The 14767-nt window shown below is 45.6% G+C and carries 14 protein-coding genes; 2 read left to right on the top strand and 12 right to left on the bottom strand.

Features of this window, described 5'->3' with window-relative positions:
* Nucleotides 1-16: 16 nt before the first annotated feature.
* Entirely contained in the window at nt 17-763 is a 747-nt protein-coding gene (locus ACFI6J_RS18665) for a hypothetical protein (RefSeq protein ID WP_462555635.1), read from the bottom strand.
* Between the two features lie 118 nt (nt 764-881).
* On the opposite strand from ACFI6J_RS18665, the gene ACFI6J_RS18660 reads away from it, so the two are divergent.
* Nucleotides 882-1784, top strand: coding sequence for a LysR family transcriptional regulator (locus ACFI6J_RS18660; protein WP_462555632.1), 903 nt, complete (start codon nt 882-884; stop codon nt 1782-1784).
* On the opposite strand, the gene ACFI6J_RS18655 is transcribed toward ACFI6J_RS18660, so the two are convergent.
* From ACFI6J_RS18655 to ubiG, 5 genes are all read right to left on the bottom strand, one after another.
* A complete protein-coding gene (locus ACFI6J_RS18655) occupies nt 1774-2433 on the bottom strand; it encodes a glutathione S-transferase family protein (RefSeq protein ID WP_014951077.1) in 660 nt (219 codons plus the stop codon). The genes ACFI6J_RS18660 and ACFI6J_RS18655 overlap by 11 nt on opposite strands.
* Nucleotides 2433-3041, bottom strand: coding sequence for a glutathione S-transferase family protein (locus ACFI6J_RS18650; RefSeq protein WP_014951078.1), 609 nt, complete (start codon nt 3039-3041; stop codon nt 2433-2435). The genes ACFI6J_RS18655 and ACFI6J_RS18650 overlap by 1 nt, the downstream gene beginning before the upstream one ends.
* A 189-nt stretch (nt 3042-3230) precedes the next feature.
* The gene (locus ACFI6J_RS18645) at nt 3231-4229 is read right to left on the bottom strand and encodes a lipase secretion chaperone (RefSeq protein WP_462555627.1); all 999 of its coding nucleotides are present in this window, start codon (nt 4227-4229) and stop codon (nt 3231-3233) included.
* Entirely contained in the window at nt 4229-5218 is a 990-nt protein-coding gene (locus ACFI6J_RS18640; protein ID WP_101566193.1) for an esterase/lipase family protein, read from the bottom strand. The genes ACFI6J_RS18645 and ACFI6J_RS18640 overlap by 1 nt, the downstream gene beginning before the upstream one ends.
* Before the next feature lie 249 nt (nt 5219-5467).
* The gene (gene ubiG, locus ACFI6J_RS18635; RefSeq protein ID WP_462555623.1) at nt 5468-6220 is read right to left on the bottom strand and encodes a bifunctional 2-polyprenyl-6-hydroxyphenol methylase/3-demethylubiquinol 3-O-methyltransferase UbiG; all 753 of its coding nucleotides are present in this window, start codon (nt 6218-6220) and stop codon (nt 5468-5470) included.
* Between the two features lie 164 nt (nt 6221-6384).
* Between ubiG and ACFI6J_RS18630 the strand changes: the two genes are divergently transcribed.
* Entirely contained in the window at nt 6385-6744 is a 360-nt protein-coding gene (locus ACFI6J_RS18630; protein ID WP_014951082.1) for a DUF2237 family protein, read from the top strand.
* Nucleotides 6745-6825: 81 nt separating this feature from the next.
* Here ACFI6J_RS18630 and ACFI6J_RS18625 read toward each other — a convergent pair whose 3' ends face one another.
* The 6 genes from ACFI6J_RS18625 to ACFI6J_RS18600 all read right to left on the bottom strand — a co-directional run bounded on the left by ACFI6J_RS18625 (nt 6826) and on the right by ACFI6J_RS18600 (nt 14500).
* Entirely contained in the window at nt 6826-8259 is a 1434-nt protein-coding gene (locus ACFI6J_RS18625) for an aldehyde dehydrogenase family protein (protein WP_462555619.1), read from the bottom strand.
* 32 nt (nt 8260-8291) lie between these two features.
* Nucleotides 8292-9932: an acetolactate synthase large subunit gene (locus ACFI6J_RS18620; RefSeq protein WP_014951084.1), complete on the bottom strand. Its 1641-nt coding sequence runs from the start codon at nt 9930-9932 to the stop codon at nt 8292-8294.
* A gap of 151 nt (nt 9933-10083) precedes the next feature.
* Nucleotides 10084-10968, bottom strand: a complete 885-nt coding sequence (locus ACFI6J_RS18615; protein WP_462586328.1) for a dioxygenase family protein — start codon at nt 10966-10968, stop codon at nt 10084-10086.
* A gap of 143 nt (nt 10969-11111) precedes the next feature.
* Nucleotides 11112-11513 (bottom strand): DUF4112 domain-containing protein, encoded by a 402-nt coding sequence (locus ACFI6J_RS18610; RefSeq protein ID WP_014977648.1) that lies wholly within the window; start codon nt 11511-11513, stop codon nt 11112-11114.
* A 93-nt stretch (nt 11514-11606) separates the two neighbouring features.
* On the bottom strand, nt 11607-12686 hold the full coding sequence (gene hemH, locus ACFI6J_RS18605) for a ferrochelatase (RefSeq protein ID WP_014951087.1): 1080 nt from the start codon (nt 12684-12686) through the stop codon (nt 11607-11609).
* A 212-nt stretch (nt 12687-12898) separates the two neighbouring features.
* Nucleotides 12899-14500, bottom strand: a complete 1602-nt coding sequence (locus ACFI6J_RS18600) for an AbgT family transporter (RefSeq protein ID WP_462586327.1) — start codon at nt 14498-14500, stop codon at nt 12899-12901.
* Nucleotides 14501-14767: the final 267 nt, after the last annotated feature.

Here is a 14767-nt window from a genome sequence, read left to right as displayed (position 1 = left end):
ATAGACGTGGCTAGCTTTACAGCGCAAAGTCCTGTGTTTCGAAATACAATAATGAGTATAAGTCGCATACTGCAAACGCCGCATTGAGCTGCTCCACACTAGGCACATGCGTTTCCGTTGGTTTTATCGCTGGTTCGCTACATCCTTTTACGAGTATTAACGCATCATAAGAAGGGCGTGTACCAATACTATGAACGTACAGTTGACTATCGCCAAGCTCAATGATTGACCATGAATTAGCGCTCGGATCATTAGGGGCATCTACATCGGCGTGTTGCCGTTTATACTGTTTTGACACTCGACGTTTAAACAGCAACTCAACGAATGTCAGTTTCGATTCACTTAGCCACTGATTGCCGCCTCGTTCAAAGTGCCCCTTAAAGAATTCCGCAGGAATAGAAAATTGCTCTCCATTAATGAGCTTATTTAAATCAAAAATAGCCGGCAACAGTGTAACCATGCTGCTCTGAGAAAAAGCGCCAGCGTGATCCAGATCTAAAGACTCAAGAACTAGCGCTTTATATGAACTGTCTATCTTGTAGATAAGTTGATAATCGTGTGGCGAGTAGTATAGCGGCAGATGACTAGCGTAGAGATCGGTACCATCGGAAAACACTACCATTCCGTGAGATCCAACTTTATCGTGAGTAGCGTGTGTCGTGGCAACTGGCGCTAACTCGCGGCCGACGACATTCGCACTGGAGGCGGGTGTATTAATGAAAGTCGCGAATATATATAAAGCAGTGAGATAGAAATATTTCATAAGGCGGCAAGTATGTTTGAAAGGCTACTGTGGCAATACTGACATTCAATTTACATACAGTTAAGCTACAATTAAGATTCAATTAATTCCCAATTGGAAGCAATTTAGCGATGCACTCATGGATATTGAAGACTTAAGAAAATTTATTGTTGTTGCGCAATATGAGAACTTGAACAAGGCGTCCCAGTATTTATCAGTGACCACAGGCGCGTTGTCTAAAGTAGTAAAGCGCATAGAGCATAAATTGGAGGTGCAAGTATTTGACCGAGTAGGTAAACATATTCGACTCAACCAACGGGGTAACAAATTTCTGCTTTATGCCACTCATCTTGTGCACGAAGCCGATCAAGCGCTCAGTGAGTTTAGAGGAAGTACTGCTGTATACAACGTTACTGTTGCTGGCCCATCGCTATTGCTTCAATACTACTTACCTACGTTGCTTTCCAAGCCCTCTTTTTTACAAACTCACTTTCACGTAAATATTAATGCTTGTTGGGAAGGTAAAGCGCTGGATAGTGTGTCAAAAGGAGGAAGCGATCTCGCTATTGCCACCTCTTTTGCGATGGAAGAACGAGAGAAAGACCCTTCTCTTCATCATATATCGCTAGGTTCGTCTACATATGTGGTCGCTGCAGCGGAAAACCACGCTGCGGTAACTGAAGCAAAGAACGGCGCATTAACAAGTCAAAGTTTGTACGGTTACGCATTCGCCTGCCCTGATGTTTCGCCCTTTTGTGGAATAAAACGCGGCATCGGTTCTGATGGATGGAGAGACGACAAAGTGCCCCGCTCAATTCGCTATCGATGTAATGATTTTGGCACGCTGATATCCATTGTTCGACAAGGACTGGCCTTGGCCTACGTGCCTGACTTCATAGCAAAAAGCCATAACCTTACTAGCGTCGATGTATTAGGTTATGACTTTTATCATACGGAGCACTTCGAACTTGTTTACAAACCTAGCATGGCATCGGGATGGCTCAACCGGTTTGTCGACTCAGTTAAAAGCGCTATTTCGTAACAACATTTTTAGCCCCTTTGATCAGTGCTTCTCTGTCAATTTTATTAGGGACTTCCACTCCACGCCGTGCGGCTGGCCTCGCTTCAATACTGTTTTTCCAACGGGTTAAGTTGTCTAACCCTTCTATGCTTACACCAGACCATTCATAGGTACGCACCCAACACCAGTTCGCCATGTCAGCAATACTGTAGTCGTCGACCAAATACTCTCGATTTTCTAGCCTCCCATCAAGCACAGTAAATAGGCGGCGTACTTCGTTCTGATAACGTGCTATCGCCACTGGAATTTTTTCTTCTAGGTAGCGGTGGAACACATTAGCTTGGCCCATCATTGGGCCTATGCCTCCCATCTGAAACATGACCCACTGTAAAACTTGGCTTTTTCGCTTTGCGTCGGAGGGTAAAAACATACCGCTTTTTTCTGCGAGATAAATCATGATAGCGCCAGACTCAAACACGATGTGACCGTCGGCTTCTCTATCCACAATTACAGGAATGCGGCCATTGGGGTTCATTGCCAAAAATTCAGGAGTTTTCTGCTCTCCCTTCATCAGGTTTACGGCATGGGCGGTGTATTCAAGCCCCATTTCTTCAAGCGCTACCGACGCTTTCCAACCGTTCGGTGTGGCTGCGGTGTATAAATCTATCATTAGGCTTTTGCACTCTCTCTGTTACTTACCGCCTCATACCAGCGCGCCAGATTGACATGCTCGTCAGTCATACGAATTTTTACCACACGGGCGAAATCCATAGCGCATAACGCGGTTATATCAGCAATAGAAAAGGTGTCACCAGCAATAAACTCTTTAACACCAAGTCGACGCTCTAAAATGTTCAAATATTTCGACGCATTAATACCCGCTTCCTTACCGAATTCAGGAACCGGCGTCATACGATCTTTAAAGTAGCCTGTAGTATGTTGAAAACACATACCAATTTGCATCATAAACGCGAACTCTACTTGTCGTTGCCACATAGAAATAGTCGCTTTTTCAACGGGCGTTGTTCCCATTAGCGGTGGCTCTGGCTGCAGTGCTTCAAAATATGTACAAATGGCATCGGTTTCGGCAATACAGGTGCCGTCATCAAGCTCTAAAATAGGTATCTTTCCCAGCGGGTTCTTCGCGCGCATTTCCGCAGTTAGATTTTCACCCTTTTGAATGTCGACCTGAACGTAGTCAACGTCAATGCCCTTCTCAGCCAAAAACATTCGTACTCGACGTGGGTTGGGCGCAGTCTTTGTTTCGTAGATTTTCATAATGATGATTACGGGCCTTATGGTGATTAGTCAGGAATTGTAATAACCCAAGATTAGTAACTGTGCAGTACGCTTTCAAATCACTCTGTATATGACTCATACTATTCAGCGCCTTTATGGTTATACCTCTGTGTTTTTCGCAGATAATTAACCAGTTGCAGGTCTTGAACCAGCTCTATCTAGATGCTGCTACAGCGCTGTGAGTACTTTAAGACGCTTTATTTCATTGTCAGTAAAATGGGCAGATTGATACTCTTGCAGTGCTTTTTCTATTGCGTTTGAATCAAGAGATTGCTGAACCAAGTTATCGCGGAATGTTTTGTATTCGGCAATTCTGTTTTGCCACTGAGCTTGTTGTGCCCATGTTTTGGAAAAGCGTTCTGCAACTTCGCTACCAAATTCAGCCGCCACTGCGTTATAGCGATCGTTAATAGTGCTGTGGTTGTTTTTTATTTCGTTTATTCGATGCATATTAAGCGTGGGCTGGAAGGCTTCACGTTCGGCGGAGTTTCCCGCTTTAATTGACTCGACGATAAGGGCCTTTCTTTCGTCTCTGGATAAGGTGTTTTCTTGGGCAACACTTAAACGTGCTAGCGCCGCCTCATCTACCTGCGCTTCTTGACTAAACAGATAGTGATATTCAGTATTATTAAAGTAAGTTCGTCTAATTTCCTCTCGCTCATCTAGCTTAAACGACACATCCTGCAAGCTGTGACTGGCAAGGTCGACGTCCAATTCAACCAAAGACAGCGCTACTTTGTAATCGACATACCGGGCAAATAAGTCGATTGCGTCACCTTGCGTGCTGAGTGTGAATACTTCATAAGCATGGGTTGTGTAGGCAAGTTTCACTGCTTGCGGCACTTCTGAGGTGCGTGCAAATACGAAGCGATCGAAAGCGTCTTTGGTCGAGTAATTGAGTTCAAAGGGAATGAGATCAGCTGCAATATCAGTGTCACTATCCCGATGACTACCTACATCAGTTACTTGATGTACTGCACCGCCTCCTTCTAACTCATATTCTCCGGCTTTCGCTTGTTCACCTAAGGATGAGCGTTGACTGAAAATTTCTGAATTAGAGGTTTGGGATTCAGACGCTAACTGGTTGTAAAGAATAGCACCGAATACTAAGAGGGCGAGCAGCCCTCCTAGTATTGGAAAAACACGGCGTAATTGACGCTTCTCCACTACAGTCCTAAGCCTTTCAGTCGGTTAGCCTGACGAACAAACACGTCAACTGGGTCGGTTTCAAACCAGTGCGTTATGCCAAAGCTCTGGTTGACTTCATCAAGGTGGTTCATTTTATAGTTGTCTTTAAGTACTTTGCCTAAATGAGAACTACAGGTCGATACTAGCCCATCGTTTGGCTCTTTGAATGCGGTGCCAGTAATAGCTAAGAATGGGTCAACTACATCAAGTGCATTGGTGTAAGTTCTGCCTCCGCTCCACGAGAAATAGTACACGCCATTTTCAGCCAACATTTTTCCATCGTTGCGGCAGTAGGCAGTAGGCATCCCTTCTGGATATTTTTGATTGAAAGCAACAGAGCCAGACGTAGACAATGAATTAAGCGCAGCGATTGAATCTGTAGGTTTGTCTCGCGGATCTGACCCAGAGGCAATCTCGATGATATTGGCGAACGCATTAACTACAACGCCCGCAGCACCCTCGCCCACTGAACCTTCAGAAAAAGCGTCTCGTAGTTCATCTGCCACTTTGCTTCCCCAGTTTACGCCGGCAACTGAACTTACCGAAGCAACCTTATCTGGGGCAACGCTTGCGGCGTAACGTGCCGTTGGACCACCGTGACTGTGTCCAATTAAATTCACTTTGTCAGCTCCTGATAGCGCCAGAACTTCATCAATGTAATCGAGTAACTGTTCACCGCGGACTTCGGTCGAGTTTGCTGGTGAGACCTCTGCGATATAGACAACAGCGCCGTTTCGGCTAAGTTTGTGCGGTACCTTATAGAAATAATCAACAAATAAGATATCTTCGAACCCAAACAGACCGTGAACTAACACAATAGGGTGCTTGGTTTTTGCGTAGGTGCCAGCGTAGGCTTGGCCAGACAAGCCTAATGTCATACTGAACAAAGCTAATAACACGGCGAATTTACCGAGCCATGGTTTTGTAGAGCGTATTCTTATAGAGCGTAAGTGGTTATATAGTGTCATCGAGTGTGTCCCATAATTATGGTTATATGTGGTCTGTGGTCAGACCTTTGTTATAATTATGTAAACACTATGTAAAGATCAACCTTTGTGTGAAATCTTTAATAAAGGTTTTTACTGTCTATAGGTAAATTTTCGACGGAGTTAGTTACTATTAGTCAGTTAATTCAGAAAGATAGCGTCAGGTATGAAGTATGTTAACCCATACCATTTGCACTAAACATACAGGACATAAATAACACTTATAGTCGCTTATTTATGTTTGGAATATGCTTGAATGTAGTTTACAGCTATGCTCGAAGTGGTTAGCCACTCTCCTTTAAGTGGGTTTAGCCTCATACCGACCTGATACTTAAGGGTAAACTCATTTCCAATCCAGCGTTTTAATTCGCTGGGCTTAACAAATTTCTTCCAGTCATGGGTTCCTATTGGTAAGTAGCGCATTACGTATTCCGCTCCCACTATGGCAACAACATAACTTTTCAGCGTGCGGTTCAGCGTCGCCAAAATCAGCAGGCCACCCGGCTTAACCAAACTTGCGCACTCGCGCATAAGCTGCTGCTGGTCAGGCACGTGCTCAACAACTTCGGCGTTAATTACCACATCATATTGCCGACCTTCTTCTACTACCTCGCTTGAGAGTTTATGCTGATAGTCTACCTTTACTCCTGTATTTTGAGCATGGCGCTTTGCCACTTCTACGCTCACCGCACTGGCATCTATTCCCGTAACTTGAGCGCCTAATTTTGCTAGCGGTTCGCTTATTAGCCCACCGCCACTGCCAATATCTATCACTGATAAGGCGGAATAATCGGGAGGCAAGTTGCCCTGACCGAAATGATTTTCTATTTGTGCTTTTATAACGTTTAGTCTTGCCCGATTAAAATCCAGCGCGGTTTTGTATTTGCCTTCTGGGTCCCACCAAGAGTCAGCCAGCGCATCGAAGCGCGCAATCTCTTGTTCAGAAAAGTTACTGTCGCCTGTTTTTTTGCTTTTATCGAGCACGATTTTTTACCTTAAAACGTAGTTACCGTAGCGCTTATTGTTGACCCTTGTCGAGCAGGGTCATAAGGTGGATAGATAAGGTTCTATTTATCCTAAATTCGCTACTTGGCGATTTGAATAAGACATACCTATTAAACCATACGTTGTAAAAGAGGGTTCTGATTTTGGCGAACGCAAAAAATGTTTATGGACGCCCACTCCAGCTATGCTGTGGAAATACTGGATTTACGCGAGAAGGGTTTTGCTATGTACCAGACGCTGATGTGGGTAATCACAGCGTATGCGCGGTTGTCACTGACGAATTCCTTCAGTTTTCGCTACGACAAGGCAACGACCTCATCACGCCGTGGCCTAGCATGACATTTCCAGGCCTGTTAGCAGGCGACAGATGGTGTTTGTGTGCCGCTCGCTGGCTACAAGCCTATGAGGCAGGTGTAGCGCCGAAAGTACGCTTGGAAGCCACACATGAAAAAGCGTTAGATATTATTCCACTTTCACTGCTAGAAGAGTACGCGGCAGATTAATCTAAACCTGCCGCCTCGCCCTCGAATGCTTACATTCGCACTATTGCGCGAACATTGCTTGATTGAGCAGTGAAGTTCAATTTACTGCTGGGGAGTACGAATAACCATAAGGCGAGTCTCAGACATATCTTCAATCGCATAGCGAATACCTTCGCGCCCTAGACCTGAGTCCTTCACGCCACCATAGGGCATGTTGTCCACCCGCCAGCTAGGTACATCTCCAATGACCACACCACCAACGTCAAGCACGTCCCATGCTTTGTGCGCTTTGTAGATATCGCGGGTAAAAACACCTGCTTGAAGTCCGTAGCGGCTGTTATTTACTTCTTCAAGCGCTTCGTCATAGTCATCGAATGGCACCAGAATAGATAGAGGGCCAAACGCTTCTTCGGCACTGGCATCACAATCCTTTGGTACATTTTCCATTACCGTAGCCTCAAGCATGGCGCCGTCTCGCGTTCCGCCGCATAGAATGGTGGCACCTTTGTCTTTTGCTTCTTCAATCCAGCCGTGAAGGCGCTCTGCTTCGCCTTCTGAGATCATAGGGCCAATAAAGGTGTCTTCATTAGACGGGTCGCCAGACACTAACGCTTTCACTTTTTCCACATAGCGTGACTTAAACTCATCGTATATTTTGCTGTGCACTAAAAGGCGCTGAACACTTATACAACTTTGCCCTGATTGATAATAAGCACCGACAATTACCCGGTCGATGGCGTCTTCAATATCGGCATCTTCATCAACTACGCATGCGGCGTTACCGCCAAGCTCCAATACCACCGGCTTCTTTCCTGCTTTTGCTTTAAGCGCCCAGCCCACATCAGGTGAACCTGTGAAGCTAAGCAGCTTTAGTCTTTCATCAGTAGTGAATAAGTCAGCGCCGTCGCGGCTACAAGGTAGAATAGAAAATGCGCCTTTGGGTAAGTCGGTTTCAGCTAATACCTCACCAATAATAAGCGCACCAATAGGGGTTCGCGAGGCAGGCTTAAGTACAAAGGTACACCCTGCTGCGATTGCAGGAGCCACCTTGTGCGCAGCCAAATTCAGAGGAAAATTAAACGGCGATATAAATGAACATGGACCTATAGGGACCTTCTTGGTCATGCCCTGATAACCTTTGGCGCGCGCCGAGATTTCTAAATTCACCACCTCGCCGTTAATACGCACTGATTCTTCTGCCGCTATTTTGAAGGTATCGATAAGGCGGCTGACTTCGCCCTTAGCGTCTTTAATTGGCTTACCAGCCTCTATACAAAGCGCTTGTGCCAACTCATCGGCTCTTTCGGTAAAGCGCTTCACACAGTGCTCTAGCACCGCTTGTCTTTCGAAAGGAGCCATGGCGGCCATCGCAGGCTGCGCTTCTTCTGCTGCAGCAATGGCCTTATCGATGGTATCCGCATCGGCCATCGCCACCTTGGTTGCTACCTCTCCGGTGTATTTATTAGTCACATCCAAGTCGGTATTGGCATAATGTGGCTCACTCGCTAAATAATAGGGATAGCTTTCCTTCAACATTTTTTACTCCTTACCTTTCTGTTACGTTTGGCTTAAAGCTTGGCGCTAAGCTCTTTAATCGTATGATTTAGTGTTTTGTCATTCATACTGTAATCAACTGGACAATCGATAATATGTACGCCTTTTGTGTTCAAACACTTATCAACCAAGTGAATAAGTACATCCGCATCGTCAACTCTCCAGCCCTGTGCGCCGTAACTTTGTGCGTATTTAACAAAGTTGGGGTTGCCATAATCTAAACCAAACTCATCGAACTGCATGTTTGCTTGTTTCCACTTGATCATTCCGTACGCATCGTCGCGCAAGATGATCACCACAAGGTCAAGCTTAAGCCTAACGGCAGTCTCAATTTCTTGGCTATTCATCATAAAGCCGCCATCGCCGCATACGCTTACCACAGGGACATCAGGCTTCACTAGTTTGGCTGCTATAGCTGATGGCAAACCGGCTCCCATTGAAGCCAGTGCGTTGTCTAAAAGCAGGGTATTCGGATGATATGCGGGGTAATTTCGGGCAAACCATATTTTATATACGCCGTTGTCTAACGTAACAATGCCGTTATCAGGCATAACTTTACGAATATCGCGTACAAGACGTTCTGGTAAGATAGGGAATCGATTATCGTCTTCTGCTTCAGCACGGTGGTCTACATAGGCTTGATGCACATCTTTGTAGAAGTCGAGTTTCCAACTGTCTTGGGGAGTAATGCCTTCTTTTATTTGCCAGATGCTGTTAGCAATATCTCCAACGACTTCGAGTTGCGGGAAGTAAACAGGGTCTACGGCAGCCGAATCAAAGTTGACATGAATCACTTTTTTATCGTTGTGATGCATGAAGAACGGTGGCTTTTCTACCACATCGTGGCCTACGTTGATAATAAGATCGGCACGCTCTATTGCCCTGTGTACAAAGTCACCGTCAGACAGAGCAGTATTCCCTGCAAAGCGCGGGTCGCTTTCGTTTAGTACCCCTTTACCCATTTGGGTGGTAACAAATGGAATGCAGGTTTTATCAACAAACTCTCTGAGCATTTTCGCTGTTAGCTTTCTGTTTGCTCCGGCGCCAATCAATAACAAAGGTGACTGGGCTTCTTCAATCATAGTAACCGCAGCAGCAATTGCTTTGTATTCGGCGATAGGTCGACGGGCCATGCTAGGTGTTAGTATTTGGGCACTGGTTTGTTCTGCGGCAATGTCTTCTGGCAGTTCAATGTGTACAGCGCCCGGGCGCTCTTCATGGGCTAGACGAAATGCCTCTCGCACAGTAGAAGGAATTCTATCGCCACTCACAATCTGGTTGGTGAATTTAGTGATCGGCCGCATCATGTCAACGATGTCGATAACTTGAAAGCGACCTTGTTTGCTGGTTTTGATCGGCTTTTGACCGGTAATCATCAACATTGGCATAGCGCCGAGTTGAGCATAAGCCGCGGGAGTAACTAGATTAGTGGCCCCAGGTCCTAAGGTCGAAAGGCACACTCCCACTTTTCCGGTAAGCCTGCCGTAAGTAGCAGCCATAAAACCAGCACCTTGCTCGTGACGCGTCAGCACCAGTTTAATAGAGGACTCGCGCAACGACTCAAGTAAGTCGAGGTTTTCTTCACCTGGGATACCAAAGACGTATTCCACGCCTTCTGCTTCTAACGCTTTAACAAATAAATCGGACGCTTTCATGTGCTGCACGCTCCTTGTAATTTGAGCAGAAAATAAAGTGCTTATTAGTTGTGCTACGAAACAATGCTGCGAATGGGTTTACTGTGCGTAATAAAATGCCCGTTGCTAACGGGCATGTTAAAAAATAGTGTATAGGAGAGAAAAAGGAAGTCTAATCACTGATTATTATGCGCTTGTATGCGAGCAAAGAACCATCTTCGTTTTGTGACACACTAAATGTATATTCATTGTAGTCACTGCCAAACACTGTATCTTGCCCCAGCAACGTGTCTGGCTCACCCCGGTGACTGTAGTCGGGATGATTGGTACAAATGTCTTGGCAAAAGCTATCGGAAAAGCCAAATTGAGAAACCAATTGATCAGTATTGTTGCGACGTATACGAAAATGGATGTGGATAGCTCGGCTACTGTACCAGCCGGGAAAACAGCTTTTTAGGTTTATTCTTCCGCTAGCATCTGTCACCGCAATACCTCTGAACCACTTCGCACTTAATGCATCCGCTTCATTTCCCGTGCAAAATGCCGAATTAAATCCGCTGGCATCGACACTATCACTGGTATCTCCTGAATAAACGCCATCTACATCGCAATGCCATACTTCAATTTCATAACCCGATAGGGGATTACACGCTTCATCAATTAACTGAAGACACAACATCATCGGCAAACCTGTTTGCTTATATGAGATGTCGTCAAGATAGTCACTTTGAAAATAGCACGGGCCTTCCGTTTGAGAACCTGTGAGAGCCACACTGCATACAGAAGCAGTGTCAAATAAACTATCGTCTGGAAAGTCTGACGTCATAGCTGACGTGCCACCGCTTGCCCAACCGTCAAAATCTTCTTCAGGTTCGGCATTTGAATCGGTGTCGTTATTGGAAGATGAGGAGTTAGATGCTGTGGAACTTGCAGAGGTGGAATTAGAACCTCCACAACCCCACAATCCGATAGCAATAGGAGCCAATGTAAGTCCCACCGCTGTTTTCATAAAGCGGCGTCGCTTGAGCGGCTCTTCCGTTAATTTGTTTGATGTCATCGTTACGTTGCCCTTGGTTGTCTTTGCAAAAAAGACATCACGCCAAAGGACAAGGTTCTTTTATTTACTCAAGCTTTACGTTGCTTTACACAGTAAATAAGCAAAGTGAAAAAAGTGCAGGTATTTGGGTAACTAAACCTAGGTTATTCAGCACTCCATTCGGATAGTGCCTTCTGTGTTACTTTATCTACCTCATGTTTATTTTCGCTTATCCACCAGCGCTCCATAATACGGACATTTTTCTGATTGGCTTTATAGAATATATCCACAATGTCGCCAACAAATGGAATAAAACCTAAGCCAAAGTCGATTGCTGAGTTTTTTACCATTTGAGCTATTAGCGCTTTGGGCATACCCAATGATTTTCCCAGCCAAACTATTCGAAGTGAAACGAAGAGCATCAGCGCGTCACCGGCTCCAGGGATAAGTCCCACGATTGAATCCAAGCCTATTCTTATTGGGATAAAAGGGAGCTTTACAGCAGTATCCAGCAAGTTCGCCAGTTTTTGCGCTTTAAGTAGTGCCTTTGGTGCTTTGCCTTCCACGACCTTATCTCCCTTTCAATATAATAAATGCGCCACCAAGGGTGATTTCCCTATTGGTTTTCCTCGAAACGTTTACTGTCAGCTTTTCAAACGCTACTTTTCAGCGCCTAACGCTCTTGCTAAGCCTGCGCGCAAACCGTTGTCCGACTGTACTGTCCACCCATGCAGGTTTTCTTGCACTATGTCAAAAAGCACGTCTATATGTTCTTTGTCGCTGTTAAGTGCCGCGATGTATTCATAGCGCTCACCACCAGCTTCCATAAAGTACTCGCGATTCTCTTCACCAATTTCTTCAATAGTTTCCAAGCAATCGGCTGAGAAGCCAGGGCACATAACCTGAATGGATTTCACCCCTTTTTCAGGTAAAGACTTTAACGTTTCATCTGTATACGGTTTCAACCACTCTTCTCGACCAAAACGAGATTGGAAGGTTGTCATATATTCGTCGTGTGAAAGGCCAAGTTTCTCGGCAAGCAAGCGCGACGTTTTGTGGCACTCGCAGTGATAGGGGTCACCATTCATTAAATAGCGCTTAGGAATACCGTGGTAAGACAAAATAAGCTTGTCCGCTCTTCCATGGGTTTCCCAATGCGCTTTTACTTTGTTCGCCAGCGCGGTAATGAAATTATCGCGGTCGTGATAGTGATTCACGAAGCGAAGTTCTGGGAGCCAACGGCGAGAGGTGAAATCCTTAGCGATAGCATCAAATGTGGAGCCAGTTGTCGACGCGCTGTATTGAGGGTAAAGCGGTAAAACGACGAGTTTGCGTACGCCTTTTTCCAACATGGACTCGATGGTATCACCTATGGCGGGCTTGCCGTAGCGCATGGCAAAGTCGACAATTACGTCATCGCCATATTGGGCTTTACAGCGTTCAGCAATAGCTGATGCTTGCGCTTTAGTAATAGCCATAAGTGGAGAGCCTTCTTCCGTCCATACGGTGGAATAAGCCTCTGCCGAGCGCTTGGGGCGAAAGTTTAGAATAATACCATTTAATACAAACCACCAAATCGCTTTAGGCACTTCCACAACCCGCGGGTCAGAAAGAAACTCTTTTAAATAAGGGCGTAACGCCTGCTTAGTTGGCGCTTCCGGTGTCCCCAAATTCGTTACCAGTACGCCAATTTTATCTGGTTGCCCGTGAGTAAAACCTTTGTTCGATTTGTATTTCATGTATTCATAGTCCGAGAAGTACTGCGCTATATCCGTATTATACTGAATTACCTTAGATTATGATCTGCTATAACGCCAAAAAAGTGCGATTGCGTTAATAGATTTTGGGCATTAAAAAAGCGACAGGTGTTCGAAAATACTTTTCAAAAACACATGCCGCTTTCTTAGTTTGCTGCCGCATTATGCGTGTGGCAGCCCGTAAAGCTATCTATTTAAGGCTGATAGTAAGTCGCTGCGCCCGGGCCTACCGGCATACCGAGTAGGAACACCCAAATGTAGAACAAAATTGTCCAACCTACGATAAACACCATTGAGTAAGGCAGCATCATGGCAATGAGCGTGCCCATTCCCAAGTCTTTCTTGTACCTTGCAGCCATGGCCAAGATGAGTCCGAAATAGCTCATCATAGGTGCGATAACGTTTGTGACTGAATCACCAATACGGTATGCAGCTTGAATCACTTCAGGCGCGTAACCTATGAGCATGAGCATTGGCACAAAAATAGGTGCTGTTACCGCCCATTGCGCTGATGCACTCCCTAGCGACAGGTTCACTACACCACACATCAAAATAAACAGAATAAACACCGCTGGGCCATCTAACCCTGCCGCTTGTAACAACGCAGCACCTTTAACGGCTAATACTGTGCCTAGGTTTGTCCATTTGAAAAACGCAACAAACTGCGCAGCAAAGAACACTAGCGTAATGTAAAGACCCATTGCCCCCATGCTTTTAGACATGGCATCAATAACATCTTTGTCGTTCTTCATCGACTTGGTAACTTTACCGTAAACAAAGCCAGGAATAGCAAAGGTGATAAATATGAATGCAACAATGCCTTTAAGGAACGGAGAGCCCGCTACTTCACCTGTTTCTGGATGACGCAATATACCGTTTTCTGGCACTACCGTTAGCGCTAGTATCGCGCAAACAATAACAAACGATATACCTGCCCAACGCAGGCCTTTCTTTTCTAAATCCGTAGGCGCGTCCATTGATTGCTTGCCTAAATCTATGGAAGCATCAGCAGGGTCAAATTTACCGAGTCTCGGCTCAACAACCTTTTCGGTGACCAACGCGCCCATTGTGGCTACAACGAAGGTACTGATGAACATGAAGTACCAGTTTACTTCTGGACCTACCATATAGTCGGGGTCAATCATGTGAGCAGCGGCTTCCGTGATACCCGACAACAGTGGGTCGACAGTTCCAAGCAGTAGGTTGGCGCTATAGCCAGCCGATACACCTGCAAACGCGGCGGCCAGACCCGCTAACGGGTGACGACCTAACGAGTGGAAAATCATCGCTGCCAGTGGAATAAGTACCACGTAGCCAAGCTCTGATGCTGTGTTTGAAATGATACCTGCGAAGACGATAGCAAAGGTCACGGCACGTTTAGAGGCATTCATTACCAACGCGCGCATTGCTGCTGATAACAGGCCAGAATGTTCTGCTACCGATACACCAAGAAGCGCAACAAGTACGGTACCCAGTGGCGCAAAGCCTGTGAAATTGGTAACCAAGCCTGTCACTATTCGCTGCAAACCTTCTGCGCTCATCAGCGATATGACTTCAATCATACCGTCTTCTTCACGCCCCTTTGCACCTATTGGGCGAGGGTCAGCTACAGCAATGTCAAAGTAACCAAGTATCCCACTAAGTAACACAATGAAAAGTGAAAGCAGAGCGAACAGCGTTACTGGATGTGGGAGCAGGTTTCCTAACCATTCCACCGTGGTGAGAAATCGCGAGAATAACCCACCTTGTCCGCCCCTATCATCGGCAGACACTGAATTTGTATTTTCCGTTGTCAAAATCTTCCCTCTGTCGTTTTATGACGTCTACCACATCAGCGTTAACGCTGGGAAGGCGTTAGTGCTGTACATAAACAGTGACGTGTTTTAATAGTATTCACGCGGTATTTTACCCGATTTAGTAAAATTTTGGCAGTAGGTAGGATAAATGAAGGGTTGAGTCGGTGTACATTTTCCTTAATAACCAGCACCGTTGATTAAATATAACCCTCTATATCAAACCGTTAGCCTTTTAAAAGACGAAAAAAAACCAGTCTAAAAAGACTG

The organism is Alteromonas sp. G4i13, from assembly GCF_054960505.1.
Note: the sequence above shows the minus strand (reverse complement) of the source record. Positions and strands in the feature narration are given on the sequence as shown.

Coding starts and splice junctions, on each gene's coding strand:
- ACFI6J_RS18665 (WP_462555635.1), bottom strand. CDS start 763: ATGAAATATTTCTATCTCACTGCTTTATATATATTCGCGACTTTCATT.
- ACFI6J_RS18660 (WP_462555632.1), top strand. CDS start 882: ATGGATATTGAAGACTTAAGAAAATTTATTGTTGTTGCGCAATATGAG.
- ACFI6J_RS18655 (WP_014951077.1), bottom strand. CDS start 2,433: ATGATAGATTTATACACCGCAGCCACACCGAACGGTTGGAAAGCGTCG.
- ACFI6J_RS18650 (WP_014951078.1), bottom strand. CDS start 3,041: ATGAAAATCTACGAAACAAAGACTGCGCCCAACCCACGTCGAGTACGA.
- ACFI6J_RS18640 (WP_101566193.1), bottom strand. CDS start 5,218: ATGACACTATATAACCACTTACGCTCTATAAGAATACGCTCTACAAAA.
- ACFI6J_RS18625 (WP_462555619.1), bottom strand. CDS start 8,259: ATGTTGAAGGAAAGCTATCCCTATTATTTAGCGAGTGAGCCACATTAT.
- ACFI6J_RS18620 (WP_014951084.1), bottom strand. CDS start 9,932: ATGAAAGCGTCCGATTTATTTGTTAAAGCGTTAGAAGCAGAAGGCGTG.
- ACFI6J_RS18615 (WP_462586328.1), bottom strand. CDS start 10,968: ATGACATCAAACAAATTAACGGAAGAGCCGCTCAAGCGACGCCGCTTT.
- hemH (WP_014951087.1), bottom strand. CDS start 12,686: ATGAAATACAAATCGAACAAAGGTTTTACTCACGGGCAACCAGATAAA.